Annotated in this window: 21 protein-coding genes; 15 read left to right on the top strand and 6 right to left on the bottom strand. The window is 62.8% G+C overall.

Annotated features, from left to right (window positions below; genetic code table 11):
* Window positions 1–125: 125 nt before the first annotated feature.
* Entirely contained in the window at window positions 126–923 is a 798-nt protein-coding gene (gene otnI / locus AVMA1855_RS14045) for a 2-oxo-tetronate isomerase (RefSeq protein WP_284426172.1), read from the bottom strand.
* 422 nt (window positions 924–1345) lie between these two features.
* Here otnI and AVMA1855_RS14050 point away from each other — a divergent pair, with 422 nt between their 5' ends.
* The 3 genes from AVMA1855_RS14050 to AVMA1855_RS14060 all read left to right on the top strand — a co-directional run bounded on the left by AVMA1855_RS14050 (window position 1346) and on the right by AVMA1855_RS14060 (window position 6209).
* Entirely contained in the window at window positions 1346–2818 is a 1473-nt protein-coding gene (locus tag AVMA1855_RS14050) for a class I SAM-dependent methyltransferase (protein ID WP_284426173.1), read from the top strand.
* A gap of 614 nt (window positions 2819–3432) precedes the next feature.
* The gene (locus tag AVMA1855_RS14055; protein ID WP_284426174.1) at window positions 3433–5745 is read left to right on the top strand and encodes a type VI secretion system Vgr family protein; all 2313 of its coding nucleotides are present in this window, start codon (window positions 3433–3435) and stop codon (window positions 5743–5745) included.
* Window positions 5746–5756: 11 nt separating this feature from the next.
* Window positions 5757–6209, top strand: a complete 453-nt coding sequence (locus tag AVMA1855_RS14060; protein ID WP_284426175.1) for a hypothetical protein — start codon at window positions 5757–5759, stop codon at window positions 6207–6209.
* Between the two features lie 19 nt (window positions 6210–6228).
* Here the strand turns inward: AVMA1855_RS14060 and AVMA1855_RS14065 are convergent, their stop codons facing one another.
* Window positions 6229–7218 (bottom strand): DUF2169 family type VI secretion system accessory protein, encoded by a 990-nt coding sequence (locus AVMA1855_RS14065; RefSeq protein WP_284426176.1) that lies wholly within the window; start codon window positions 7216–7218, stop codon window positions 6229–6231.
* A gap of 56 nt (window positions 7219–7274) precedes the next feature.
* On the opposite strand from AVMA1855_RS14065, the gene AVMA1855_RS14070 reads away from it, so the two are divergent.
* From AVMA1855_RS14070 to AVMA1855_RS14115, 10 genes are all read left to right on the top strand, one after another.
* Window positions 7275–8552 carry a hypothetical protein gene (locus AVMA1855_RS14070; RefSeq protein WP_284426177.1) on the top strand — a complete coding sequence of 426 codons (1278 nt, stop codon included), beginning with the start codon at window positions 7275–7277 and terminating at the stop codon, window positions 8550–8552.
* Entirely contained in the window at window positions 8549–9664 is a 1116-nt protein-coding gene (locus tag AVMA1855_RS14075; RefSeq protein ID WP_284426178.1) for a 3-oxoacyl-ACP synthase, read from the top strand. The genes AVMA1855_RS14070 and AVMA1855_RS14075 overlap by 4 nt, the downstream gene beginning before the upstream one ends.
* Window positions 9665–9667: 3 nt before the next feature.
* Complete coding sequence (locus AVMA1855_RS14080) at window positions 9668–14479, top strand: RHS repeat-associated core domain-containing protein (RefSeq protein ID WP_284426179.1); 4812 nt, start codon at window positions 9668–9670, stop codon at window positions 14477–14479.
* Window positions 14479–15117, top strand: coding sequence for an SMI1/KNR4 family protein (locus AVMA1855_RS14085; protein WP_284426180.1), 639 nt, complete (start codon window positions 14479–14481; stop codon window positions 15115–15117). The genes AVMA1855_RS14080 and AVMA1855_RS14085 overlap by 1 nt, the downstream gene beginning before the upstream one ends.
* Before the next feature lie 67 nt (window positions 15118–15184).
* Entirely contained in the window at window positions 15185–15367 is a 183-nt protein-coding gene (locus tag AVMA1855_RS14090) for a hypothetical protein (protein WP_284426181.1), read from the top strand.
* On the top strand, window positions 15336–16043 hold the full coding sequence (locus AVMA1855_RS14095) for a YuaM family protein (protein ID WP_284426182.1): 708 nt from the start codon (window positions 15336–15338) through the stop codon (window positions 16041–16043). Before AVMA1855_RS14090 ends, AVMA1855_RS14095 begins: the two co-directional genes overlap by 32 nt.
* 23 nt (window positions 16044–16066) lie before the next feature.
* Entirely contained in the window at window positions 16067–17590 is a 1524-nt protein-coding gene (locus AVMA1855_RS14100) for an RHS domain-containing protein (RefSeq protein ID WP_284426183.1), read from the top strand.
* 24 nt (window positions 17591–17614) lie between these two features.
* On the top strand, window positions 17615–17977 hold the full coding sequence (locus AVMA1855_RS14105; RefSeq protein WP_284426184.1) for an immunity protein Imm33 domain-containing protein: 363 nt from the start codon (window positions 17615–17617) through the stop codon (window positions 17975–17977).
* A gap of 25 nt (window positions 17978–18002) precedes the next feature.
* Window positions 18003–18296: a hypothetical protein gene (locus AVMA1855_RS14110; RefSeq protein ID WP_284426185.1), complete on the top strand. Its 294-nt coding sequence runs from the start codon at window positions 18003–18005 to the stop codon at window positions 18294–18296.
* Between the two features lie 7 nt (window positions 18297–18303).
* On the top strand, window positions 18304–18879 hold the full coding sequence (locus AVMA1855_RS14115; protein WP_284426186.1) for a hypothetical protein: 576 nt from the start codon (window positions 18304–18306) through the stop codon (window positions 18877–18879).
* A 150-nt stretch (window positions 18880–19029) separates the two neighbouring features.
* Here the strand turns inward: AVMA1855_RS14115 and AVMA1855_RS14120 are convergent, their stop codons facing one another.
* Entirely contained in the window at window positions 19030–19311 is a 282-nt protein-coding gene (locus AVMA1855_RS14120) for a hypothetical protein (RefSeq protein WP_284426187.1), read from the bottom strand.
* A gap of 121 nt (window positions 19312–19432) precedes the next feature.
* Between AVMA1855_RS14120 and AVMA1855_RS14125 the strand changes: the two genes are divergently transcribed.
* Entirely contained in the window at window positions 19433–19735 is a 303-nt protein-coding gene (locus tag AVMA1855_RS14125) for a hypothetical protein (protein WP_284426188.1), read from the top strand.
* A gap of 75 nt (window positions 19736–19810) precedes the next feature.
* Here the strand turns inward: AVMA1855_RS14125 and AVMA1855_RS14130 are convergent, their stop codons facing one another.
* The 3 genes from AVMA1855_RS14130 to AVMA1855_RS14140 form a co-directional block, all read right to left on the bottom strand.
* Window positions 19811–20587, bottom strand: a complete 777-nt coding sequence (locus tag AVMA1855_RS14130; protein ID WP_272567750.1) for an ABC transporter permease — start codon at window positions 20585–20587, stop codon at window positions 19811–19813.
* On the bottom strand, window positions 20584–21408 hold the full coding sequence (locus AVMA1855_RS14135) for an ABC transporter ATP-binding protein (protein WP_284407760.1): 825 nt from the start codon (window positions 21406–21408) through the stop codon (window positions 20584–20586). Before AVMA1855_RS14135 ends, AVMA1855_RS14130 begins: the two co-directional genes overlap by 4 nt.
* A gap of 150 nt (window positions 21409–21558) precedes the next feature.
* Window positions 21559–22590, bottom strand: coding sequence for an ABC transporter substrate-binding protein (locus AVMA1855_RS14140; protein ID WP_284426189.1), 1032 nt, complete (start codon window positions 22588–22590; stop codon window positions 21559–21561).
* Window positions 22591–22873: 283 nt separating this feature from the next.
* On the opposite strand from AVMA1855_RS14140, the gene AVMA1855_RS14145 reads away from it, so the two are divergent.
* Window positions 22874–23677 carry a M91 family zinc metallopeptidase gene (locus tag AVMA1855_RS14145; protein ID WP_284426190.1) on the top strand — a complete coding sequence of 268 codons (804 nt, stop codon included), beginning with the start codon at window positions 22874–22876 and terminating at the stop codon, window positions 23675–23677.
* Window positions 23678–23737: the final 60 nt, after the last annotated feature.

The following is a 23737-nucleotide window of genomic DNA, read 5'->3' on the forward strand; positions in this document are numbered from 1 at the left end:
GATGAAGGAAAGGCCGGCCGGAGGGGCGCCGGGCGATGTGCCATTTCATCCCCGTTGGCCTGCCGGCCGTGTCAGCCAATGGCGCAAGGGGGCCATGGCCCGGCAGGTGTGCGGGCCGCCGTCCCTCACCAGAAGGGCCGCAACCCGCCGAGTCCCGCGCTGGTGCCCCCGGGTACCGCGCCGCGCGCGGGCCGGTATTCGCAGCCGATCCAGCCCGGGTAGCCCAGTTCGTCCAGCAACTGGAACAAGTAGGGGTAGTGGACCTCGCCCACATCCGGCTCGTGCCGCTCGGGCACGCCCGCGATCTGGATGTGGCCTACCCGGCCCGTGGGCACGTACTGGCGGATCTGGGTGGCCAGGTCGCCTTCGACGATCTGGCAGTGGTACAGGTCCATCTGCACCTGAACGTTCGGCGCGCCGATCTCGGCCAGCAGCGCATGGGCCTCGTCCTGGCGGTTCAAAAAGTAGCCGGGCATGTCCCGTCCGTTGATGGGTTCGATGAGGATCTGCAGCCCGTGCGGCGCGGCCATCGCGGCCGCCACGCGCAAGTTGGCCACATAGGTGGCGCGCACCTCGCCCCGCGTGCGGCCGGCCGGCAGCAGCCCCGCCATCACGTGGATGCGCGGCGACTGCAGCGCTTGCGCGTAATCGATCGCCTGCACCATGCCGGCGCGAAACTCCGCCTCCCGCCCCGGCAGGCAGGCCGTGCCGCGCTCGCCCGCGTCCCATTGGCCCGGTGGCGCATTGAACAGCACCTGTTCGAGGCCATGGGCCTGTAGGCGCGCCGCCAGTTCGGCGGGCGGGTGGGCGTAGGGAAAGAGAAATTCCACCCCACGAAAGCCGTCGCGTGAAGCAGCGGCGAAACGGTCGAGGAAATCGAACTCCGGGTAGAGCAGGGACAGGTTGGCGGCAAAGCGGGGCATGCGAGTCGGCTTTCGGGAGCAGGCGATGGCTGCGATTTTCTGGCGCTGAGGCGACCGCTGCGAGGGGGCTCGTCGAGAGATTTGAGAGCGCCGCTCACACGTCGTCGTCACGTGCTGACTGGATTGCCATTTCTTTGAAATGATTTAACGAAACGTTGATCGGGTGTCGGACACGGCAAGGGCATGGAATGAATACTCCGATGTGTTTTGTGGCCTGGATCCGCAATGCAATGCCCTCGACGTCATTCATTACACACGGGTACGTGCCCATCCACAGGGCGCCGACGACCCGGTACCAACCGAGCACATCAGCGGACACATCGGCGACTTCGCAAAAAGCGACAGATCTTCGCATGCCTGGACTGGGGCAGCGTCGTCCCTGTCGATTATGCGCATTCCTTTTTTAAATGAAATTGAGAATCATGAAGATTGACGCCCATCGCGGACTACTCAAATGCGTCTTGCCTCCGAAGGACAAGGACTCCCAGCCAGATCTGCAGCGCACGCAACCTGGGGGCTGTTCGAAAGCGGGGAAACTGCTATCGACGGCCGCACGTGCCATTGGCCTTCCAACCATCCGAAGCGGGGCCTCCAGCAAAAGTTCGAAGATCGCGGCGCCTCGAAATGCAGATATCCAGCAGTTGCCAACTGCGAGTCAGGCCAATAAAGAGCGTGTGGAGGAAACCGTCAGAAAAATCAGGTTGATTCACGCAAAGATGAAGCCTCGGCTCGATGCGCACAAAGAGCATGTGAAGAATGATCAAAATCGCACGCAAGCGTACATAGCCAACGGGCTCGAGCCTTGCGATGAGGTTAATGAATGTCTGAATTCACTGGTGACGACATGCAACGAGGATTATTCTGCCGAACAGTCCCGGGCCATACAAAAAAATCTGAACGACATCGCCTCAGATCTGCAAGAAATTTCCAATCTTTCAGAAGGGGAGATGGAAAGAATTGCTTTGGACTACATTTTCACTGTTTTTAAAAATACAAGCATTCCTGTGCTGGATGCCGGTTTGAATAATAAAGACGATAAAACCGCACATTTGAAAAAGATCGTGTTCGATGTTCCGAGCAGCAAAAAGATTGCCGGCGTGCAGGAAAGCCATCAGTTCTCTTTTCCATACCTCGATAATTACGACAAGATGGCGGAGAATGAGCTGCGCTTGTTGACGAAAGACAGTTCAATTCCTGATCTGAAGGGCAAGACCATTTCATTCGTCGGTGCCGGTTTTCCGCTTTCCGCCATGATGTACCATATTCATTCGGGCGCCAAAATCCAGTTGGTTGATATTGATCAAGGTGCTTGCGAAAGGGCCGAGGCTTTTTTGGATATCTGCGCCGAAGCCAATATCATTGATCGCAGTGATTTCTCTGTCGCGCAGGGTGACGCCAGTAAAATCAGATATGTTCGAAAATCGACGGACGATGTTGGAGTGCAAGCTGCCGAAGACAGGGCAGGTGCCTCGTCGGACAATGCAGAGGTATCGGAATTGCAGAGCGATATCCTTATATTCGCCGCCGCACTGCCCAGCGAAGTCAAGGCAGCCGCCTTGAACAATATTTCTTCCCGGGGTCTGGATGTGATCAATCGATGCACCTCCGAAACAAATAATCTACTTTATCCGTCCACCAAATTGTCTGCCTTGCAGAAAAGGTATGGACTGGAAGGTGGTTCTCGTGTTTTTTCGGTGGAAAAGGTCATGTATCCAGAATACGCCTATAGAAACAAGATTTCTATCAACGCGGCGGGTGTTCCAGTCAATAAAAATGGAGTGCCAGTGATTGAAACCAATAAAATCAACCAAAATACCGCCCAGAAAATTGGCGTTGCCGTCAATCCCGCATCGAAGGGGAGCCTCTCGAAAAGGCTTGGCAATTCCTTGTCCTGACAGCGCTTCCGTGTCCAGCCCGTCGGGAACCTCTCAAAACCCCTGTCTCAGCCACTTGGCGCGCTTACAAATCACGAGTTACGGCGTTCAAGCCTTGCAAATTCGGAAGTTTTGAGAGGTTCCCCGTCTGCTTGAAGAAAGGCTGTCGGACCGAATCCATGCCACTGGGCGAAGTCCAGCGCACCGAGACGGCGCTGGCGCTGTAGCGGGTGGTGGCTTGGAGCATCAATCGGCCGATGCGCCTAGGGCGGTCAATGCCGTATCGGGCCGCGGCCCCGCTGTTTGAGAAGGACGAGCAGCAAGCGACGGCGCAAGTGCGCCACCAGAAGAAGACTCGAAGGAGGCGCCGCAGTCGAACGTGCGGTGGTGCGGCTGGTCGGCTCCACAGGGCGGCTTCCTGGACCACCAGGGCAATATTGGGCTTGGCGCCAAGACGGTGGCTTGGCATGCCGGCCGCATTGCATGCAGGGGATGCGGTGTGTTCTGATGCCTCTTTGAGATGCGTGTCGTGCAATGCCCTTGAGCTGGCCTTGTTTAATCGATGGATTGTCATTATTGCTGGCTATGATCGCGGCCTTTAATCACAGCGATTACGCCGATAGGGGCTTGCTCACATGACACGCCGCGTCACGATCCAAACGCCATTGGGAGAACAGCTGCAGTTTCGCCGCCTGCAGGGCAAGGAATCCTTGAGCGAGCTGTTTGCGTTGGATGTGGACCTGCTGAGCGAGAGCAAATCCCTCGACCCCAAGGCGTTGCTGGGCAAGCACGCCACGGTGGAGGTGGAGACTGAAGGCGGCGGCCGGCGCTACCTGGACGGCATCGTCACCCGCTTCGGCCTGCAGGGCGAAGACCACCGGTATTACTCTTATCGCCTGCGTCTGCAGCCCTGGCTGTGGCTGGCCACGCGCAAGAGCGACTTCAAGATCTTCCAGAACAAGACCGTGCCCGACATCATCGAAGAGGTGCTCGGCAAATACGGCCACCCCCTGCAAAAGCGGCTCACCCGGGCGTATCGCAGCTGGGACTACTGCGTGCAGTACGGCGAGACCGACTGCGCCTTCGTCTCGCGCCTGATGGAGCATGAGGGCATCTACTACTACCACCAGCACAGCGCCGGCCAGCACATCCTGACCCTGGCCGACGACATCGTCGCCTCGCACAGCCCGCTGCCCGGGGCCGCCGTCATCCCGTTCTACCCGCCCGAGAAGGCCGCCGTCGCCGACAAGGAGAACATCCACGCCTGGGAGCTGCACCAGGCCATCCATTCGGGGCGGCACTACAACGACGACTACGACTTCAAGAAGCCGCGCGCGGACCTGTCCAACATGCGCCAGACCCCGCCGGGGCACGCGCACGACGCCCACGAAATCTACGAATGGCCGGGCGGCTACACCGAATTCGGCGACGGCGAAGCCTATGCCCGGGTGCGGCTGCAGGAAAGCCTCACCGGGCGCAGCACCGTGCGGGGCCAGTCGCGCCACCGGGCGCTGGCCCCGGGCTACACCTTCACGCTGGAGAACTACCCGCGTGAGGACCAGAACCAGGCCTACCTGCTCACCGGTCTCGAATACCACTTCAAGGAAAACCCCCAGGTCAGCGCTGCTGCGCCGGGCCCCAAGGGCACGGCGCAGGAAGAAGGCTCGTTCCAGCGGTTCACCCTGCTGGCCCAGCCCACCAGCGTGCCCTACACCCCCGCGCGCACCACCCCGAAGCCCAGGACCACCGGCCCGCAGACCGCCGTGGTCGTCGGCCCGCCGGGCGAGGAGATCTGGCCCGACCAGTACGGCCGGGTGAAGGTGCAGTTCCACTGGGACCGGGTGGGTGCCATGAACGAGAACTCCAGTTGCTGGGTGCGGGTCTCCAGCAGCTGGGCAGGCTCCGGCTTCGGGGCCCTGTTCATTCCCCGCATCAACATGGAAGTCGTGGTCGACTTCCTCAATGGCGACCCGGACTACCCCCTCATCACCGGCTGCGTGTACAACGCCGACAACATGCCGCCGTGGGCGCTGCCGGCCAACGCCACGCAGTCGGGCATCAAGACCAAGTCGAGCAAGGGCGGGGCCTTCGGCGACGGACTGAAGAACGGCGCGGGCGATGCCAATGCCATCCGCTTTGAGGACAAGGCCGGGGCCGAGCAGCTGTGGCTGCATGCGCAAAAGGACCAGCTCACCGAAGTGGAGAACGACGAGGACAAGTGGGTCGGGAACGACCGGCGCAAGACCGTCGACCGGGACGAGACCAACGTCATCCACCGCGACCGCACCGAGACCGTGGACCGCGATGAAACCATCACCGTGCACAACAACCGCACCGAGCGGGTGGACCACAACGAGAAGATCAGCATCGGCGACAACCGAAGCGAAGACGTCGGCATCGACGAGACGGTGAGCATCGGCAACAACCGCAGCAAGACCATCGGCCGCAACGAAAAGGACAAGATCGGCAACAACTGGTCGATCAAGGTCGGAAGCTTCAAGACCGAGACCGTCGGCCTGGCCTACCTGCAGAACGTGGGGCTGGCCAAGATGATGAACATCGGCGCGGCCTACAACGTGAACGTGGGCGCGGCCATGGTGGTCAACGTGGGGCTGACGCAGAGCACCAACGTGCTGATGAGCCGCTCGGTCACCGTGGGGCAGAGCCAGACCAGCAAGGTGGGCAAGGACCGCACCGACAGCACCTCCGACAACTACACCGAGAGCGTGGGCAAGAACGCGGCCACGACGATCGGCGAGGTGCGCACGCTGTCGGTCGGCAAGGAAATGTCCGTGACCGTGGGCGACGCCATCGAGATCAAATGCGGCAAGGCGGTGCTGCGCATGACCAGCGACGGCACCGTGCAGATCAACGGGCAGACCATCAACGTGGCCGGCAGCTCCAGCGTGACCGTGGCGTCGCCCAACACCAACGTCAATCCCACCTGACCGGAGTCCGCATGGCGCTCGCACAACCGTCCTCCGTCGATGCTTCGCTTTCTTCTTCGCCGTCTCACGGCGATGGTGCAGGCGCGACCCCATCCGTCACGATGTGCCAGGCCACGGTGCGCGCGCAAGCCGGGCAGGGCGCCTACAGCGTGGCGTGCGGCGCGGAGACGTTGGATGCCATCGTGGGCGTGCTGCTGCCTGGGCTCGTGCCTGGCGACGAGGTGCTGCTGGCACGCACCGGTGCAGGCCACGCCGTCATCACCGCCGTACTGGTGCCTTGTGCCGCCGTGCCATGGAGCGACCGGTCCATCCGTTTGCAGTCGCATGACTCCATCACGCTCTCGTCCGGCGCCGCGACGCTGCGGCTGACGGCCGAGGGGCTGGCCCGCATCGTGGCCCTCACCATCGAGCACGACGCGCGCGACCTGGTGGACATCGACGCCGCCGAAGTCCGGATCAACTGAACGGCGGCCGCCGTCCGTTTCAGAGATGGACCTGCACCGCCTCCACTTGGCCATGGATTTCCTGCGACAGCGTGTGGCGCCAGGTCAGTGCGAAGTGGCCATGCTCGGGCTCGATGGTCACGGTGTCGAAATGCGGAGACGCGGCATGTCGTTTGCCGCCGGCCGTCCAGGAAACGTGGGGCCGGATATCGGGCAGGGTGATCTGCGACGGGCCCTGGGCACTCAAGTGGAGCCACTGGATCGATGTGCCGGATGTCACCTGATCGAAAGAAAACTGCATCCGTGGATGCGCGCAGTTCCAGGCCGCCGGGTCGAACGATCGGGGCATCCGTCCCACGATGCCGGGCACCTGCCACTCCGCCGGCCCATAGCTGCCCAGCAGCTTGCGCCGTGGCAGCCAGGTGCGGCCGAAACACCCGAACCCCGCGGGCGAGGGCGTATCGCTCGCTGCGTGGATCAACTCGTCCGGCCATTCGATCCGGGGCAGCGGCAAACCATCGGGCGGCAGCCCGGCGCTGAAGCCCTGGCCCGTGGGGTTGGCGGGGGCGAAGGCCTGTGCATCGGCAGGGTCCTGCCCACCGTAGGCCAGGTGATAGGCCACGGGCACCTGCAGCGCGGGTGCCTGCTCCACCGCCACCGGAAACAAGCCCAGTCGCTTGCGCCACACGCGCTCGCCGAAGACTCGCACCACGCGCGCCTCGCGTCCCACCGTCACGCCCGCATCGAACGCGGCGACGGGTTTGCCGCCGGGCGCGTAGGCCACCGCGTTGACGATGACATCCACCCGCGGCTTGAAGGGCACCAGGTCGCTTTCGAAGCGCACCACGCCCTCCATGCCCGGTGCATCGAAGAACTGGTCGCCACGCAGGATCGGCAAGCCCGTGCCGTGCGGCGCCACCCGATTGCGAAAGTCCAGCGTGGCTTTGACGACCACGGTCTTTTGCAGCCCGCCATCTGGCCCGTAGCCCGGAAGGATTTCCGCGGCGAAGGGCGTCAAATTTTCCAGCATCGTATGCATCCTTTTTGCTTTCGGCCTTGCCATGCGCCAGCCCTGAGGGGGTCTGCGTGAGTGTCACCCGTCTTCCCCTGGCGCGCGCCATCGACATCCCGGTCATGCGCGCATTGCCCCTGCGCATGGCGCGTTCGCTGGTCACGCAGTACTGGCGCCGCACCCACATGCTCACGCTGCCCGCACACCGGCTGGAGGCCCTGGCGGTGTTCGACGACAGCATCGTCCAGTGCCTGGCCTCGCTCAAGCTGCATCTGTCCCATGCGCCCGCGATGGAATCGGATTTTCATGCGGAAATCGCCGCAGCAGGGCACGAATTGCAGCAGGAAGGCCCCGCCGTTTTTGCCCACGCCTGCATCGAGGTCCTCAAGCTGCAGCTGGGCCGGCCCGCCGATGTGGCCCCCGACCTTTGGAACGGCCATCTGCAAGCCCACCCCGCCGCGGTCTTCCATGCCTTGCGATTCGCTTTCGATGACGCCGTGGCCAGCTATCTCGCGCCGCGCGCAAGCCAGGCGGTTCAGCAGCAGCACCTGTCGCTGGTGCGCCTTCTGATGCGGCTCGCCATTGCGCGGCCCGCGGTGTCCGATGCGTATGCCGATGCCATGGCCGCCATGGCCGAGCCCCTGCCCGGCGGCTTGGCGAATCTCTGCCATTGGCGTTGCGTGGCCCGTGCCGACGAGGCCAAGGCGCTGCGGGCCGTGGAGCAAGGCGAGGACGCCGAAGCAGGGTTGATCTCCCTGGCGCTCATGGGCAGCCCGCAGGAGACCACGGCCGCCAAGGCGATGCTGGCGCGATGGCCCGACTCCCCAGTGGCGCTGGCCCTTTGCGCGGCGCGCGCAGGGCACGATCTGGCCGTTGCCTTGCGCGAGGGCCGCTTTCCCGCCATGGCCTGGACGCAGCAGCTGTATGCCGCCGCCCTGGTCGGCGACGGCCCCTTGCTGCGCCAGCTTGCGGCGCACACGCTGTGGGACGATGAACTCGCATGCCGGGCACTGGCCGACAGCGTGGCATTGCTGGCGGGCGTTCCCTGCGATGGGCTGTTCGACCGCGCCCGCCCGGCCGGCGACCGCGCCCAGTGGGCGGACGCGGCCCTGGCGGCGCTGCCCAGCGCCGGCCCGCCCCTGCGAATCGGCAAACCGCGGCCATCGGTCGTGCTGGAAGAGGCCGCCGCATGCGTGGGTGCACCGCTGCGCCGCCTGCTGTACATCGAACATGTCTCCCGCATGAGCGGCGCGCTGTGGATCGAGGCCGATGACCTGGCCGGCGTGCAGGCGCTGGCGCTTCAGACGGCCTCCGTGTTCGAGCGGGCCGTCTTTGCCGGGAGTGCGCCATGACGCCGCTCACCATTGCGGCCACCGGCGCCTGCACGCCCATCGGCACGCGGGCCTGGCAGACCCGCAGCGCCGTGGCCAGCCGCTTTGCGGCCTTCACCCGCCAGCCCATCACCGGCCACATCGATCACCAGGCCACGGTGTCGCGCGTGCAGGCCATCGAGGCCGACTGCACCGGCATCGATCGGCTGATCCGGCTGGCCGCGCCGGCCCTGCACGAGGCGCTGCAAGGCCCCACCACCGCACCCACCGCGGCATGGCCGATGGTCCGGCCCATTCCGGTCTTCATCGCCCTGCCCGAGCCGCTGCCTGAGCTGCGCGGTGCCATCGACGCCCAGCGATTCGCGCTGGAGCTGCCGCGCGCGCTCGACGTGGCACCCGAGTTCCTGCCGCTCATGCTCTACACGGGCGGGGCGGTCGCCGGAGCGGATGCCCTGGCCGCGGCGTACCGTTTCATGCAGGAACACCCCAGCGTCCAGGAGGTGGTTTTCGGCGGCGTGGACAGCGGGGTGGACCCCGCCACCATCGATGTCTTCCACCAACGGCGCTGGCTCCGGGTGAAAGGCCACACGGAGGGGTTCATCGCCTCCGAAGGGGCCGCATTCGTGCGGCTCGCCCGCAAGCCCTGTGCGGCGAACTACGTCACCGTGTTCCCGCCCGCGTTCGCGCAGGAGCCGGCCTCCCGGGTCGGCAGCGAAGCCATCCTGGACGGCACTGCGCTCATCGGTGCGGCGGCCCAGGCCTTGAAGGCCGCGGACATCCCCGCCCAGGCGCTGCAGTCCTACTGGAGCGACATGGACGGAAGCCCGTGGCGAGGCAGCGAACTCATGAACCTCAGCGCCCATCTGGCTGCGCAGAACGGCCATCCCGCCATGCACGATCCGGCTGCGTTCCTCGGCGAAATGGGCGCGGCCTGGGTGCCTTTGCTGCTGTGTCTGCTGCACGAGATGCGGCAGGACTTGCACCACCCGCACAGGCCCGTGGCGCTGAGCGGCCATGCAGGCCTGCAGAGCGTGACCGGCCTCTCCACCCGCGTGGCCGCCTGGGTCGCCACCTGGAATCACACCCGCGCACCGATGCCATCCCCATCCACCCGCAACCGCGAAGCTGCCTGACCCATGGCCACTTACGTCAACGACCGCCGGGCGATCCATGAGGGGCGCAGCCCGGCCATGATTCCCGGGCCCATCAACCCCGTCTTCCCCAAGCCCAACGGACCGCCGGTTCCGATCCTCAACATGGCCCACGGGCCGGGCCTCAAGAACGGCACGGCCACCCTCAAGATCGACGGCAAGCCCGTCTCCGTGGCCGGCAGCCGGTTCGAATCCATCCCCGCCACGCCCGATCGGCTGGGCGGCATCGCCGGCGTGCGCTCCACCGTCGTGGGCGGCGCGGCCGAGCCCACCAGCTACAGCAGCGACACCAAGTTCGAAGGCAAGGGCAGCGTCCGCTCGTTCGACACGACGAAATCCAACGCCCTCGTCATCAACCCCGGCTGGGCCATGCGCCTGGCCATGAAGGCGCTGCCCGGCCCCTACGACCAACTGGCCCAGAAAGTCATCGAAAAGCTCCCCGGCGCCTTCGGTGACCAGTTGAGCGCCCTGGGCGAGTCGCTCACCGACCCGAGCGTGCTGATCGGCCCCGCGCTCAAGCTGGTGGGCAAGCTCATTCCCGGCGTCAATCTGGTGGTGGGCGGTGCCGCCATGGCCGAATCCGCCATGCAGATCGCGGAGCTGGCCCAGGAGGTGCAGGACCTGCTCACGCCGCCCCTGACCGACGAGAAGATCGACCAGATCGCCGATGTGATCGCCAATGGCGTGGCGGCCATCACCATCGGCTTCGTGCTCGGCAAGATCGTGAAGCGCGCCAAGTCCAGGATCAATGCGGTTGCCAGCCGGCAGAACAACCAGGTCAACCCCAACACGCAGGCCAAGATCGTCGATGACGTGCACGTCGGCGCACCGGGCGGCGCCAATTGCGAACTCGGCACCTGCCACCCGGTCATCTTCGCCACCGGCGTCAAGATCCTGTCGGAAACCGACTTTGCCTTGCCCGGCCTGCTGCCGCTGGAATGGCGGCGCTTTTACCGCTCGGCCGACCGGCGCCCCGGCTGGCTGGGCTGGGGGTGGAGCACGCCCTTGAGTATCGAGCTGGCCCTGGTCCACAGCCATGTGCATTACTACGATGCCCGGGGCCGCAGGGTGCAGCTGCCGCCGCTCTCGCCCGGGCAGAGCCACTTCGACGAGCGAGAAAAGATCACGCTGCAGCGCCACGAAGACGGGCACTACAGCGTCGAGGCCACCGACGGCCTGCGGCACGAGTTCGCCAAGCCCGTGCCCGGCCAGTGGCGCCTGCCCTTGGCGCGGCTGCGCGATCGCCACGGCAATGCCATCACGCTGCACTACCCCGCCTATGACGAAACCGGCGTGGACGGCATCGCGCCGCGCCCCACCGGCCTGACCGACAGCGCCGGCCGTGAGCTTCGCTTCGGCTGGACCGACGCCGGCCTGCTGGCCGAGGTGCGCCTCGCGCCCCGCACCCTCGATGGCGTGGAACACCAGGGCGGGGTGCTGGTGCGTTATGCCTACGACAACGCGGGCAACCTGCAGGGCGATACGCACGCCAATCTCTGCAGTGCCACCGATGCGCAGGGCGGCACCAAGGCGTACCGCTATGAAAATCACCTCATGGTGGCCTACACCACCAAGAACGGCTTCACCCACCACCAACAGTGGAGCCGGCTGGACGCAGGGGGGCGCGTGGTGCGCACTTGGACCGATACTCCCGGCCTGCGGGACACCCGCTTCGAATACGACCTGGGGTCGCGCACCACCCATGTCACCGATGCCCTGGGCCGGCGCACCAGCTACCACTACAACGCACACAACGAAGTCGTCGCCGTCACGGAAGTTGGACCGGACGGCCAGCCCGTGCGCACCGAGACGCAGATGGACCGCGCAGGCAACCCCGAGGCCAGCACCGACGCCCTGGGCCGCAGCACCCGCTGGCAATGGGACGCCCGTGGCAACCTGACCGCCGTCACCGACGCGGCCGGCGCCACCACGCGGCTGCGCTACAACGCGCAGAATTTGCCGACCGAGATCACTGACGCCCTGGGCCATGTGTGGCGCAACGACTACGACGCGCGCGGCGACCTGCGCGAGCACACCGACGCCCTGGGCCACGCCACCCGCTACCAATACGACCCGCGCGGCCTGCCCGTTGCCATCGAGGATGCCCACGGCAAGACCCGGCATCTGCAATGGGATGCGGCCGGCCAACTGGTGGCCTACACCGACTGCTCGGGCCGCAACACCCGCTACCAGTACGACATCCTGGGCAACCTGGCCGCCAGCATCGATGCCCTGGGCCAGACCACGCGCTACCAGCACGACGCGCTGGGCCAGTTGCGCATCGTCACCGAAGCCGACGGGGCGGAGCACCGCTACGACCACGACGCGCAAGGCAATCTGACCGCCTACACCGACCCCAAAGGTGCCATCACCCGCTACGCGTACAACGGCCTGGACCAGCCCGTGGAGCGCCAGGACCCGCAGGGCCAAAGCCTGCGCTACCGCTACGACGCGGTGGGGCGGCTCGTGGCGCTGCAAAACGAGAACGGCGCCTGGTACCAGTTTCACTACGACGCGGCTGACAACCTGGTGCAGGAGATCGGCTTCGATGGCCGAATCCAGCGCTACCGGTACAACGCGGTGGGCGAGCTGACCGAGCTGCACGAACGCGATGCGGCCGAGCCGCCGGACACGCCGTACGACATGGCACCCGATGCGCCATTGCCCAAGCGCACGCACTTCCAGCGCGACCTGCTGGGCCGGCTGCTTGCCAAGGCCCACACGAACGGAGAGACGGCCAGCTACACCTACGACCTGCTCGGGCGCATGGTCGGCTGCGCCAACGCGCAGGCCCAGGTCCGGTTCGCCTACGACGCACTCTCGCAACTGGTCGAGGAAACGCAGGTGCATCTGGGCGATGCCCAGGCAGACAGCGCGCAGGCCCAGGCGGATCGGCACTTCACCTTCCGCCACGCCTACGACGCGCTGGGCAACCGAATCGCCAGCGTGTTGCCCAGCGGCAAGAACGTGCAATGGCTGTACTACGGCTCCGGGCACCTGCACCAGATCCGGGTGGATGGCCACACGGTCAGCGACATGGAGCGCGACGCGCTGCACCAAGAGATATCGCGCACCCAAGGGGCGTTGACCAGCCGCTACGGCCTCGATCCCATGGGCCGGCTGGTGGCGCACAAAGTGAGCCGGGAAGCCGCCCTGAAAACGCTGCCCGGCGCGGCTACGGAAGCGTCGCTGCGGGACCGGGACCCACCAACCGCCATGTCCGGCCCACCGGGCCTGTCCGACCTGCTGGCCCGCCTGCCGCACCTGCCATCAGGCCATCGCATCGCGCGGCACTACCAGTACGACCGGGGCGGCAACCTCACGGCCACGCAGGACAGCCTGCGGGGGGCCAGCGAATACCGCTACGACGCGCTGGGCCGCATCCTGTCGGCGCACAAGGGCACGCGAAGCACGGCGCAGGGCACGCAGCAGGGGGAAGAGCGCGAGCAATTCACGTTCGACCCGGCCGGCAACCTGCTCAACCCGAACCGGGGCGGCGAGCAAAGCGCAGGCGGCGTGAGCCACGAGCGGGAAAAAGTGCCCACCAACCGACTCACCGTGTACCAGGACCTGCGGTTCACCTACGACCTGCACGGCAACGTCGTGCAACGGCTGGTGGGCTGGCACACGGTGCAGAACTATCGCTACAGCGCGGAGCACCAGATCGTGGAGGCCACCGTCACGCGCTACCGGGAGCGGCCGATGCCGAAAGCCGTGCAGGCTGGGCAAGTCCAGACCGAGCCGCCCGCGACCGTGCAGACCACGCGTTACCGGTACGACGCGCTGGGGCGGCGCATCGACAAGACGGACGCCTTCGGCAAGACCCGGTTCGTGTATGACGGCGACCTGCTCGCGGGAGAAATACGGGGCAGCAAAGTCAGCGAATACCTGTACGAGCCGGACAGCTTCGTGCCGCTGGCCAAACTGGAGTCGGAGGCGAAACAGGCTCCAGCGCAAATACCACTAGGGCATGTTGCTACAAAAGATGTAGTAAATGAGAAAGCCGAAGACAAAGACTTCGCCATCTACTACTACCAGTGCGACCAGATCGGGGCGCCGCAGGAACTGACGGACGAGGCGGGGCGGATCGTGTGGGCGGCCAGCTACAAGGTGTGGGGGCAGACGCAGGCGCTGCAGATGCTGCGCACGGGGACGGGCACCGATGGGGAAGCGGCGGTGTTCACGGCCAATGAAAGACCGCTGGCATTGGCGGCCAGCGGAGAGGTCCAAAGCCTCAACCTGGTGGAGCAGCCGCTCCGGTTCCAGGGGCAGTACTTCGACGGGGAAACGGGGCTGCATTACAACCGCTTCCGGTATTACGATCCGGTGACGGGGCGGTTCATTCATCAGGATCCTATTGATCTGGAAGGCGGCCTCAATAGCTTTTTATATGCGAATAATCCTCTGGAATGGATTGATCCTGTAGGGCTGCAAAGAAAGAGAAAGAGAAGCACAACAAAAACCTGTGGTTGTTCTCTCCCTTGCATTACGATTGACAGTAGTAAATATCCAGAAACAGCCCAGCACGTTAAAGACGCGATAGCGGCAGGTCATCCAGATGAAGTGACAATTGATCGCCCAGGCGCAAAGGCGCGACGTAAAGCGTCTCTTAAAGGAATAAAAACAAAAGTTAATAAAGATCGTGACGAATATCCTCCGGCAATGTTTAAGGAGGGTGGGGCCGGGGCTGATGTCAAGCATATTGATCCCTGTGATAACAGGGGCGCGGGCTCATGCATGGGCCACCAGTGTAAGAAATATCCGGATGGAACAAAGGTGAAAATAAAGGTGAAATGATGCAATTTAAGAATGTCGAAAAACTCGTTAAAATTAGCACCTCCAGCTCTAGCGCTTCATGCGATTTGGAATTTATGAAGGATTTTGAAATTCCAGGGGAAATGGTTAAGGAGTTGAGTTATTTATTAAGCAAAATTAATGGGGGATATGCGTTTGAATCGGCTTTGCATATTATGGGTTCCGGATTGCAAAGAGCTGACTGGTCAATTACGGAGTGGAATGATCCTTTGCTCTGGAGAGATTTTTATAAATCCCTAAATCCCAAAGGTTTGGTTTTTGCAGAAGATTTGTTTGGAATCCAATTTGTAGCATCTGAGGAAGGAGTGTCTTCTTTTGATCCCGAAACCGGTGAATTGGAGTTGATTTCAAAGACGGTTGATGGGTGGGCTAAAGAAGTCTTGGATGACTATGATTTTTATACTGGACACTCTCTCGCAAATGAGTGGCAAAGAATAAATGGCCCGTTGCCTGATAAATTTCGCTTGGTACCTAAAATGCCATTTGTTTTTGGAGGTGAGTTTGAAGTTGAAAATTTGTATGCTGCTGAGGCGGTTGTGGCGATGCGGTCGCGAGCTTCCATTGCATTACAGATAAAAGATCTGCCGGATGATGAAAAAATCAAATTTCAATTTGAATAATGATTTTGGTATGTCTGCCATATTCTTTGCAATTTTGTGCGCAGACCAAGGGTTATGAGATTGGCTGGTGCTGAAAAATATTATAAGTGGCATTGCATCTCTTGTTGAAAATAAGGTGAAAGATGCAAAGACTGCAGAGCGATGTTCTGGAGTGGGAGGTTTGAAAACCAATGACGGAAATAATAAAAATCCTGGATCATTTGAATCAGTTGCTCCCCTTGTCCTCCAAGGAAAAAAGAAGCACCTTTGAATCCCGAATGCTAAAGCTCTCCAACTTCATGATGGGTGTTGCATGCATTTTCTTCATTCTTCTTTTATTATTGTCCACCATGGCTTGGTTACTTCCAGAGATCAAGTTTCGAGTCGCCGTTCAAACAACGGCAGGTATTCTGTACATAATCTGTATGGTGCCGGTTTTTTCGGGTCTGCTGCTCCAAATTCTATCTGGCTTGCCATTAATAATTTCGTTCAAAAAAGAATTCGAGGCAATGCTGCTGTTGGATGCCAAGAACGATTTGAAGCACGTCGAATCCTTGAAAGCCCATCCCCAGGAAATCCTGGTGCTGGCTCAGCAATGGAAAGGCATTCAAATCGAACGGATCAAAGCCAGACTGTCCCTGTTCTTCGGCTCCCCTGATAAAGCGGTGCTTTTTGCGGTCCTCGGGTTGGCATCCACAGTTTGGAAAGAGTTGACCCTTGCCAATCTTGAAAGCAAGCTCACCGATTTTGATCATTGGATCGCCTTCCCCATAGCCTGCGGCTTGGCCGCACTGGTGGGTATCGTCTTGGGCGGGATGGTGATGCGCAATTACCTGACCACCTTGACTTACCACCACGACCTGCTGGCCATGGCGATCGCTTCCCTAAAAACCCGAGGAAGCACCATCACGGACGCCAACAGATGCTTGCCGGTTATCGTCCCGTGACTCCGCGGCCTGCCCATGTGTGAATGTCAACGACCGCAGGGCGATCCACGCGGCTGCGCTACAACGCGCCTAACCTGCCCACCGACATCACCGACGCTCTGTGCCACGTCTGGAAGAACGCCTACGACGCGCTGGGCAACCGAACAGAGAGCGTGCTGCCCAGCGGCAAGAACGTGCAATGGCTGTACTACGGCTCCGGGCACCTGCACCAGATCCGGGTGGATGGCCACACGGTCAGCGACATGGAGCGCGACGCGCTGCACCAAGAGATATCGCGCACCCAAGGGGCGTTGACCAGCCGCTACGGCCTCGATCCCATGGGCCGGCTGGTGGCGCACAAAGTGAGCCGGGAAGCCGCCCTGAAAACGCTGCCCGGCGCGGCTACGGAAGCGTCGCTGCGGGACCGGGACCCACCAACCGCCATGTCCGGCCCACCGGGCCTGTCCGACCTGCTGGCCCGCCTGCCGCACCTGCCATCAGGCCATCGCATCGCGCGGCACTACCAGTACGACCGGGGCGGCAACCTCACGGCCACGCAGGACAGCCTGCGGGGGGCCAGCGAATACCGCTACGACGCGCTGGGCCGCATCCTGTCGGCGCACAAGGGCACGCGAAGCACGGCGCAGGGCACGCAGCAGGGGGAAGAGCGCGAGCAATTCACGTTCGACCCGGCCGGCAACCTGCTCAACCCGAACCGGGGCGGCGAGCAAAGCGCAGGCGGCGTGAGCCACGAGCGGGAAAAAGTGCCCACCAACCGACTCACCGTGTACCAGGACCTGCGGTTCACCTACGACCTGCACGGCAACGTCGTGCAACGGCTGGTGGGCTGGCACACGGTGCAGAACTATCGCTACAGCGCGGAGCACCAGATCGTGGAGGCCACCGTCACGCGCTACCGGGAGCGGCCGATGCCGAAAGCCGTGCAGGCTGGGCAAGTCCAGACCGAGCCGCCCGCGACCGTGCAGACCACGCGTTACCGGTACGACGCGCTGGGGCGGCGCATCGACAAGACGGACGCCTTCGGCAAGACCCGGTTCGTGTATGACGGCGACCTGCTCGCGGGAGAAATACGGGGCAGCAAAGTCAGCGAATACCTGTACGAGCCGGACAGCTTCGTGCCGCTGGCCAAACTGGAGTCGGAGGCGAAACAGGCTCCAGCGCAAATACCACTAGGGCATGTTGCTACAAAAGATGTAGTAAATGAGAAAGCCGAAGACAAAGACTTCGCCATCTACTACTACCAGTGCGACCAGATCGGGGCGCCGCAGGAACTGACGGACGAGGCGGGGCGGATCGTGTGGGCGGCCAGCTACAAGGTGTGGGGGCAGACGCAGGCGCTGCAGATGCTGCGCACGGGGACGGGCACCGATGGGGAAGCGGCGGTGTTCACGGCCAATGAAAGACCGCTGGCATTGGCGGCCAGCGGAGAGGTCCAAAGCCTCAACCTGGTGGAGCTGGCCGGGGTGATGCGGGGCAGTCAGGTCAGCGATTACCTGTACGAACCTGAGAAAAGTAATGTTTATCTATGGTCGCCGGCGGTGAATTGAATTATTGATTGAGTGAGTGCTGCAATGGAAAGTGCTGTTGATAATGAACAAGCTGCAATTTGTGAAAAGTACAATGGCAGCCCGTTGGCATTCAATCCGGCCTTGCATGTCGGGGTCCATCTTGCTTCGTTGAACCAGCAACCGATCTATGGCGTTCGAATTCAGCCGACGATTGATGCATCAGGATGGTATTTCTGGGGAGGCGAATATTCTGATGATGATGACTTTTTCCAGTCAGTGCATGGCTCTCATGTCTTGGAGCGGCTGCCAGAATTGGGTAAATATCTTGCCTTACCCCCTGGGTATAAATTCATTGTGGACGATGAGGGCTACGAGGATGTCTGGTACGACCCCTCTGCGTTTGTGCGCGCTGGCCAGGAGCCGTAAGGCCGGTATCTTGGAAGGGGTTTGAATGGCGGCTGGACACCAATTTCCAGAAATAGAGTCCTTGACGGCATGGGTGGCGCAAGATCTGAAGCGACAGGAATCTATTTGTGAAGAAATCCTGGAAAAACTCCCTGATCGTTTCCAGCGGGCCGGGTCTTTTCATGCCATTGATCATCGAACGCAATCGAAAGTGGACATTCCGTGCTTCTATGACGAGGAATACGAAACCCCCTTGAGCCTGATCTTTGGTGGGGTGTTTGATTACGGCATGAGCGATGCGCATAAAAAAAGCCATTCAGGCCTTGTGCTCTCCCGATGAATGGCACATGCTGAAACCCTTGGTGGAAGGCCGTACCTCACCAGAGGAGAAAGCCGTACGCCCATTTCTGATGAGCAGGTTTCCGCTTTTTGAATGGGTGGCGGAAGAAAATATCGATTTGTCTGGCGATTTGGAACGGCCTGATTTTTCGACGGAGGAGGGGCCTTACCCCATCTATTTGTCAACCCGCGAGGCTGAAAAATTCTTGAGCAAAAGCGGCTACCGCTTACCGTGGGACCATGAGTGGGAATATGTGGCAAAAGAGCTGCGGTCGAATATTTTCATTGGCGGAGATAAGTTGCCCCGGGGCGATCTTTCAAAAAATGTCTGCCTGACGTCTTTCGGGAGTGCTTCGAAGAATAAGAAAGCCTCCAATTTTTTTGGAATCGCAGGGCTCGGTTTGGCAGCGATGACCAAAGTGGAGGGCCGCAATGGCGTGATGGTGAGGGGTGGTGCTTCCGGTTTCTATCCATTCCAAGGTCCAGCGCAATGGGCGATGCTTTCTACGGAACTTCAAATCCCCCTGCAAAATATGGCCGATTCTTTGGCGGGCATCCGGTTGTGCATGGATATTCCGAATTAAGCTGGAAAGCTGCAGATTGTCGGGGCCAGCGGATACCTCGCCCCTCCCGGTTTCGGATGGCGTGCGAATGGTTCGCCTTTGCCCATGTCCAAGATGAGGGCTTGGATAAGGGGAACCTCTCAAAACCCCTGTCTCAGCCACTTGGCGCGCTTACAAATCACGAGTTACGGCGTTCAAGCCTTGCAAATTCGGAAGTTTTGAGAGGTTCCCTAAGGTATTCCCTTTGCTTTGAGGAATCGAAATGGGAAACGCATGCTGCACGCCTACGGTATCTGGCAGTGGCCGGATCAGCCGCCAGAACTCTTCCGCCGAATCGGTTCGGCCTTCTGCTGAGGAGCCGCGGCGCAGCAGCAGCCACGCCAATGCAACCCCATTGCCCATCAGTCCCAGGCGCAGCAGCAGTGGCGGTAGTGAGGAAAGCGGGCCTTTCAACCGTTTGCCTGGCGATCTGCAGCACCACATCGGCAGCTTGCTGCCCAGGACGGGGCGTTCGGCGCTTCGTCAGGCTTCGCAAACCCTCCATCAGGCGTTGCCCCGTGGCGAACGCGACGTCATGCATTCCATCGAGGGGGTCCATGCCCTGCTGGGTATCAATCCAGGCACGCCAAACGATGAAGTTTCATTGGCCATTGGCCGTGCTATCCAGGCCGCACAAAATCATCCGGGATGGACCGACCGGGGCAGGCTGCTGGTGGCTGCGCGGCACGCGGTTCAACCTCTTCAAAACCATCCTGACCGTGAGCAGTTGTTGCTGCAGATCGATTCCGCGATCCAGAACAGCGGATTGAGCGCAGAGCAATGGAGGCGTACCAATGCCGTCTTTGCCCAGATGGTCAACGCCAGGGCCAACGCGTAGGCAGACGGGTTTCATTGGCCTGCGCAGAGCGATGCACATCGCTCCCTGCGGCCGGCTCGGTGCTGCTCCGGGGCCTCACTCCCCTTGCGACCCCCGGTGCGCCCAGCCCGTGGTGTGCTTTTCCAGCACGCTGAACAGCTCGTACATCACCATCGCCATGGCGCCCACCACCATCAGGCCGGCGAATGCCAGCCCCATCTGCATGGACGAGCCGGCCGAGATCAGCAGGTAGCCGATGCCCTCGTTGGCAGCGGTCATCTCCGACACGGTGGTGCCCACGAAGGCGAGGGTGATCGCCACCTTGAGCGAGCCGTAGAAGTACGGCAGGGAGCGCGGCAGGCCGACCTTGGTGAGCACGTCCCAGCGCTTGGCGCCCAGCACGCGCAGCACGTCTTCCAGCTCGGGCTCCAGCGTGGCCAGGCCCGTGGCGATGTTGACCATGATCGGAAAGAAGCTGATGAGAAAAGCCGTGAGGATGGCCGGCCCCACGCCGATGCCGAACCACACGACGAGGATGGGCACGAAGGCCGCCTTGGGCAGGGCGTTGAAGGCGGTCATCAGCGGGTAGACGGCGGCATACGCCAGCCGCGACGAGCCGATGACGAAGCCCAGCAGCACCCCGACCACGATGGCAATGCCAAAGCCGGCCATGGTGACCCAGAAGGTGCGCCAGGCGTGGCCCGCGATGATCCACTTGAACTCCACGAACTGCGTCCAGATCGCCCAGGGGCTGGGGAAGATGAACTCCGACACGCCCAGGCCCGAGCAGATCACCTGCCACAGCACGAGTACCGTGAACAGCAAAACCCAGGGCGACCAGCGCTCCACCCGTTTCTTGTGCAGCGCGTTCATTGCGTGATCTCCCCGCCGGTCTTGCGCAGGGCGCCGATGTGGCCGCGCAGCTCCAGCACGATGTCGGTGAATTCCTTGGTGTAGGTCAGTTCCAGCTCGCGCGGGCGCGGCAACTCGATGTCGCGCTTGACCACGAAGCGGCCGGGGCTCTTGCTCATCACGTACACGGTGTCGGCGAGGAACACGCTCTCGCGCAGGTCGTGCGTGACGAGGATGACGTTGAACTGCTGCTCGGCCTGCAGGTCGCGCAGGATGCACCACAGCTCCTCGCGCGTGAAGGCGTCGAGCGCGCCGAAGGGCTCGTCCAGCAGCAGCATCTTGGGCTCGTGGATGAGGGCGCGGCAGATGCTGGCGCGCTGCTGCATGCCGCCCGACAGCTGCCAGGGGAACTTGTCTTCGTAGCCGGCCAGGCCCACCTTCTGCAGCAGGGCACGCGCGCGGGCCTCGTATTCCTTGCGGCGGGCCTTGAACTGGCTGCGGTGCGGCTCGACGATCTCCAGCGGCAGCAGCACGTTGGCGACGGTGGTGCGCCAAGGCAGCAGCGACGGGGCCTGGAAGGCCATGCCCGAGATCTTGAGGGGGCCGGTCACGGGCTGGCCGTCGATGCGGATCTTGCCCATCGAGGGCATGCGCAGCCCGGTGGCCAGCTTCATGAAGGTGGACTTGCCGCAGCCCGAGGGCCCCACGATGGCGATGAACTCGCCGCGGCGCACCTGCAGGTCGATGGCTTCGACCGCAAAGTGGTTGGCGCGCAGCAACTCTTCGTTGTAGGCGAGCCAGACATCGCGAAAATCCACGAAATAGGTGTCGTCGGCCTGCATGGGATGAAAGAAGGGTTTGGAGTGAAAAGGGCCGCCAGCACAATCAGTACTAGGGCATATTGCTATTAAATTTGTAGCAATTGCCGAGTGGCGCGTGGCGGGCTCGGGAGGGCCGGGGGGCTGACCCCCATGGGCCGGCCCCCGGTGCCGTCACTTCCTGGGCAGGATGTTCAGCTCGGCCGCTGGCGGCAGGAAGCTGCCGTTCCACACCGTCTCGGCGTTCACGCGGGACTTGGTGGCGAACGCGTCGGACACCTGCGAGGCCATCAGCGCCAGGCGCTGCGGCTTCGCCTGGCCGAAGCCTTCGGCCCGCGCGTCGGCGCTGTTGACCACGGTGTCGATGGCCAGTTGCAGGCGGCGGGTTTCCAGGGCCACGTTCACGATGCCGTCGCGCTCCTTCACGGAGGCGATGGCGGCGGCCGGGTTGGCCATGACCTCTTTCGCGCCTTGGGTGAAGGCCTTGAGGAAGGCGCGGATCGCCTCGGGGTTCTCCTTGACCAGCTTGGGGCTGGCGATGATCACGTTGCCGTACAGCTTCACGCCGAAGTCGGCATAGGGCAGCACCACCACGTCGCTGGCCTTGGCGCCGCGCGCTTCCAGGTTCAGCAGCGAGGTGAAGGTGAAGCCGGTGATGGCGTCCACATCGCCGCGCACCAGCATGGTCTCGCGCAGCGGCGGGTCCATGGCGGTCCATTGCACGTTGCCGATGCCGTTGGCCTTGGCAAAGATGGGGAAGGCGCGGCGGCCGGCGTCGAACACCGGGGCGCCCAGCTTCTTGCCGGCCAGGTCGGCGGGCTTGGCGATGCCGCTCTTCTTGAGCGCCATGACCGAGGCCGGCGTGTTGTTGTAGACCATCATCACGGCCACGGGCTTGTTCTGCGCGTCGGGGTTGTTGGCGTGGAATTCCATCACCGCGGCCAGGTCGGCGAAGCCCATGTCGTAGGTGCCCGAGGCCACGCGCTGCACGGCGCCGCCGGAGCCGTTGCCCGCGTCCACCGTCACGTTCAGCCCGGCCTCCTTGAAGTAGCCCTTGGCCGTGGGCAGCAGGAAGAACGCGGCCGGCCCTTCGAAGCGCCAGTCGAGCTGGAACTTGATGGGCGTCAAGGTCTGGGCCTGGGCCAGGGTGAACGCGCTGGCGGCGGCCAGGGCCACCACGGCTTTCAGGAGGGAACGTTTGTGCATGGGGTCTCCGGTCGTGTCGGTCGATGGCATCCCGATCAGCAAGATCGATGCCCGGTTCCAGGCTCTGCCCCCGGCGGGGCGGTGCGGGCATGAACCAATGCGGTGCATGCTGCGGGAGGGTCTCCACAGTGGTGCCTGGCGGTCGGAGCCCCTGCCGGCACGGTCGCAGGGCGGGAGGAAGGCGGGCAGAGCCGGGTTCGGCATTCCGGCGGCGCGTTCGCATCGGCGGTGACCGGGATCACCCCGTGGCGTTTTAATTTTCCTTTTTCGAGCGAGAGGAGCCATGCCCATCCAGCCGAGTGCCTTTCCTGGCATATTCATCCGCACCTCGACGAGGGCGACCCAAGATGGAAGCGGCCCCGCGCTGCAGGGCGCCGAGTTCGTGCGGCGCAACGAATCCGCGCTGCAGCAACTGGCCTCGCGGGATTCGGGCCGTGCGCTGCTGCGGCAGATCGAGGCCATCACCGCAATGGCTCCGCGCAAGCGGGTGGTCCTGACCCCTGCCCAGAATGGTGAGGTCCATGTGCGCTCGTTCCGGCGCGACGACGCCACGCAGGAACGTATCGGCTTGAACAAATTGGAGGACATCGACGCCTACCTGAGCGAGCGGCGCGCGCCCAGTGCCTTCATGCCGGTTGTGGCGGCGGCCCCTTTGCCCGGTCTTGAAACACCCGGTGCCGATGAAGCGTGGGTCTATACAGACCCCGAAGTTGCATACCGGTATCCCACGCCCGAGTCCGGCGAAGGCGAACCCAGTCCTGCGGATTACGTCGCCACGCTGGCGCATGAGTTGATTCATGCCCGCGACAGCCTGCACGGCATCCATCCCGCGCGCACGGCCGACGAAACCCGTTACCAGCATCCTGTCACGAAATCGCCGATCCCCCGTTCACTGCTGCCCGCAGAACTGCGCACGGTCGGCGTTGGCGCCCATGCCGGCGCCGAGCCCACGGAAAACACGATTCGAGCCGAACAAGGGCTCACGCAGCGCCCCAGCTACCACGGCTTCACCACGGATGGCCACGGCGACGTGGCGGTATCGGTATCGGCTGCGACGCCTGGGAAAACGCAGGACAAGTCCGTCTGAAAGGCGGCCGGGCGTGGATTGCCAACGTTTTCCGTATATCGAAATGCGGTTCTTCACCAG

The organism is Acidovorax sp. SUPP1855 (genome assembly GCF_030158955.1).
In the GTDB taxonomy this organism is placed as follows: domain Bacteria; phylum Pseudomonadota; class Gammaproteobacteria; order Burkholderiales; family Burkholderiaceae_C; genus Paracidovorax.

Coding starts and splice junctions, on each gene's coding strand:
- otnI (WP_284426172.1), bottom strand. CDS start 923: ATGCCCCGCTTTGCCGCCAACCTGTCCCTGCTCTACCCGGAGTTCGAT.
- AVMA1855_RS14050 (WP_284426173.1), top strand. CDS start 1,346: ATGAAGATTGACGCCCATCGCGGACTACTCAAATGCGTCTTGCCTCCG.
- AVMA1855_RS14055 (WP_284426174.1), top strand. CDS start 3,433: ATGACACGCCGCGTCACGATCCAAACGCCATTGGGAGAACAGCTGCAG.
- AVMA1855_RS14060 (WP_284426175.1), top strand. CDS start 5,757: ATGGCGCTCGCACAACCGTCCTCCGTCGATGCTTCGCTTTCTTCTTCG.
- AVMA1855_RS14065 (WP_284426176.1), bottom strand. CDS start 7,218: ATGCTGGAAAATTTGACGCCCTTCGCCGCGGAAATCCTTCCGGGCTAC.
- AVMA1855_RS14075 (WP_284426178.1), top strand. CDS start 8,549: ATGACGCCGCTCACCATTGCGGCCACCGGCGCCTGCACGCCCATCGGC.
- AVMA1855_RS14080 (WP_284426179.1), top strand. CDS start 9,668: ATGGCCACTTACGTCAACGACCGCCGGGCGATCCATGAGGGGCGCAGC.
- AVMA1855_RS14085 (WP_284426180.1), top strand. CDS start 14,479: ATGCAATTTAAGAATGTCGAAAAACTCGTTAAAATTAGCACCTCCAGC.
- AVMA1855_RS14100 (WP_284426183.1), top strand. CDS start 16,067: ATGTCAACGACCGCAGGGCGATCCACGCGGCTGCGCTACAACGCGCCT.
- AVMA1855_RS14105 (WP_284426184.1), top strand. CDS start 17,615: ATGGAAAGTGCTGTTGATAATGAACAAGCTGCAATTTGTGAAAAGTAC.
- AVMA1855_RS14110 (WP_284426185.1), top strand. CDS start 18,003: ATGGCGGCTGGACACCAATTTCCAGAAATAGAGTCCTTGACGGCATGG.
- AVMA1855_RS14115 (WP_284426186.1), top strand. CDS start 18,304: ATGCTGAAACCCTTGGTGGAAGGCCGTACCTCACCAGAGGAGAAAGCC.
- AVMA1855_RS14125 (WP_284426188.1), top strand. CDS start 19,433: ATGCATTCCATCGAGGGGGTCCATGCCCTGCTGGGTATCAATCCAGGC.
- AVMA1855_RS14130 (WP_272567750.1), bottom strand. CDS start 20,587: ATGAACGCGCTGCACAAGAAACGGGTGGAGCGCTGGTCGCCCTGGGTT.
- AVMA1855_RS14135 (WP_284407760.1), bottom strand. CDS start 21,408: ATGCAGGCCGACGACACCTATTTCGTGGATTTTCGCGATGTCTGGCTC.
- AVMA1855_RS14140 (WP_284426189.1), bottom strand. CDS start 22,590: ATGCACAAACGTTCCCTCCTGAAAGCCGTGGTGGCCCTGGCCGCCGCC.
- AVMA1855_RS14145 (WP_284426190.1), top strand. CDS start 22,874: ATGCCCATCCAGCCGAGTGCCTTTCCTGGCATATTCATCCGCACCTCG.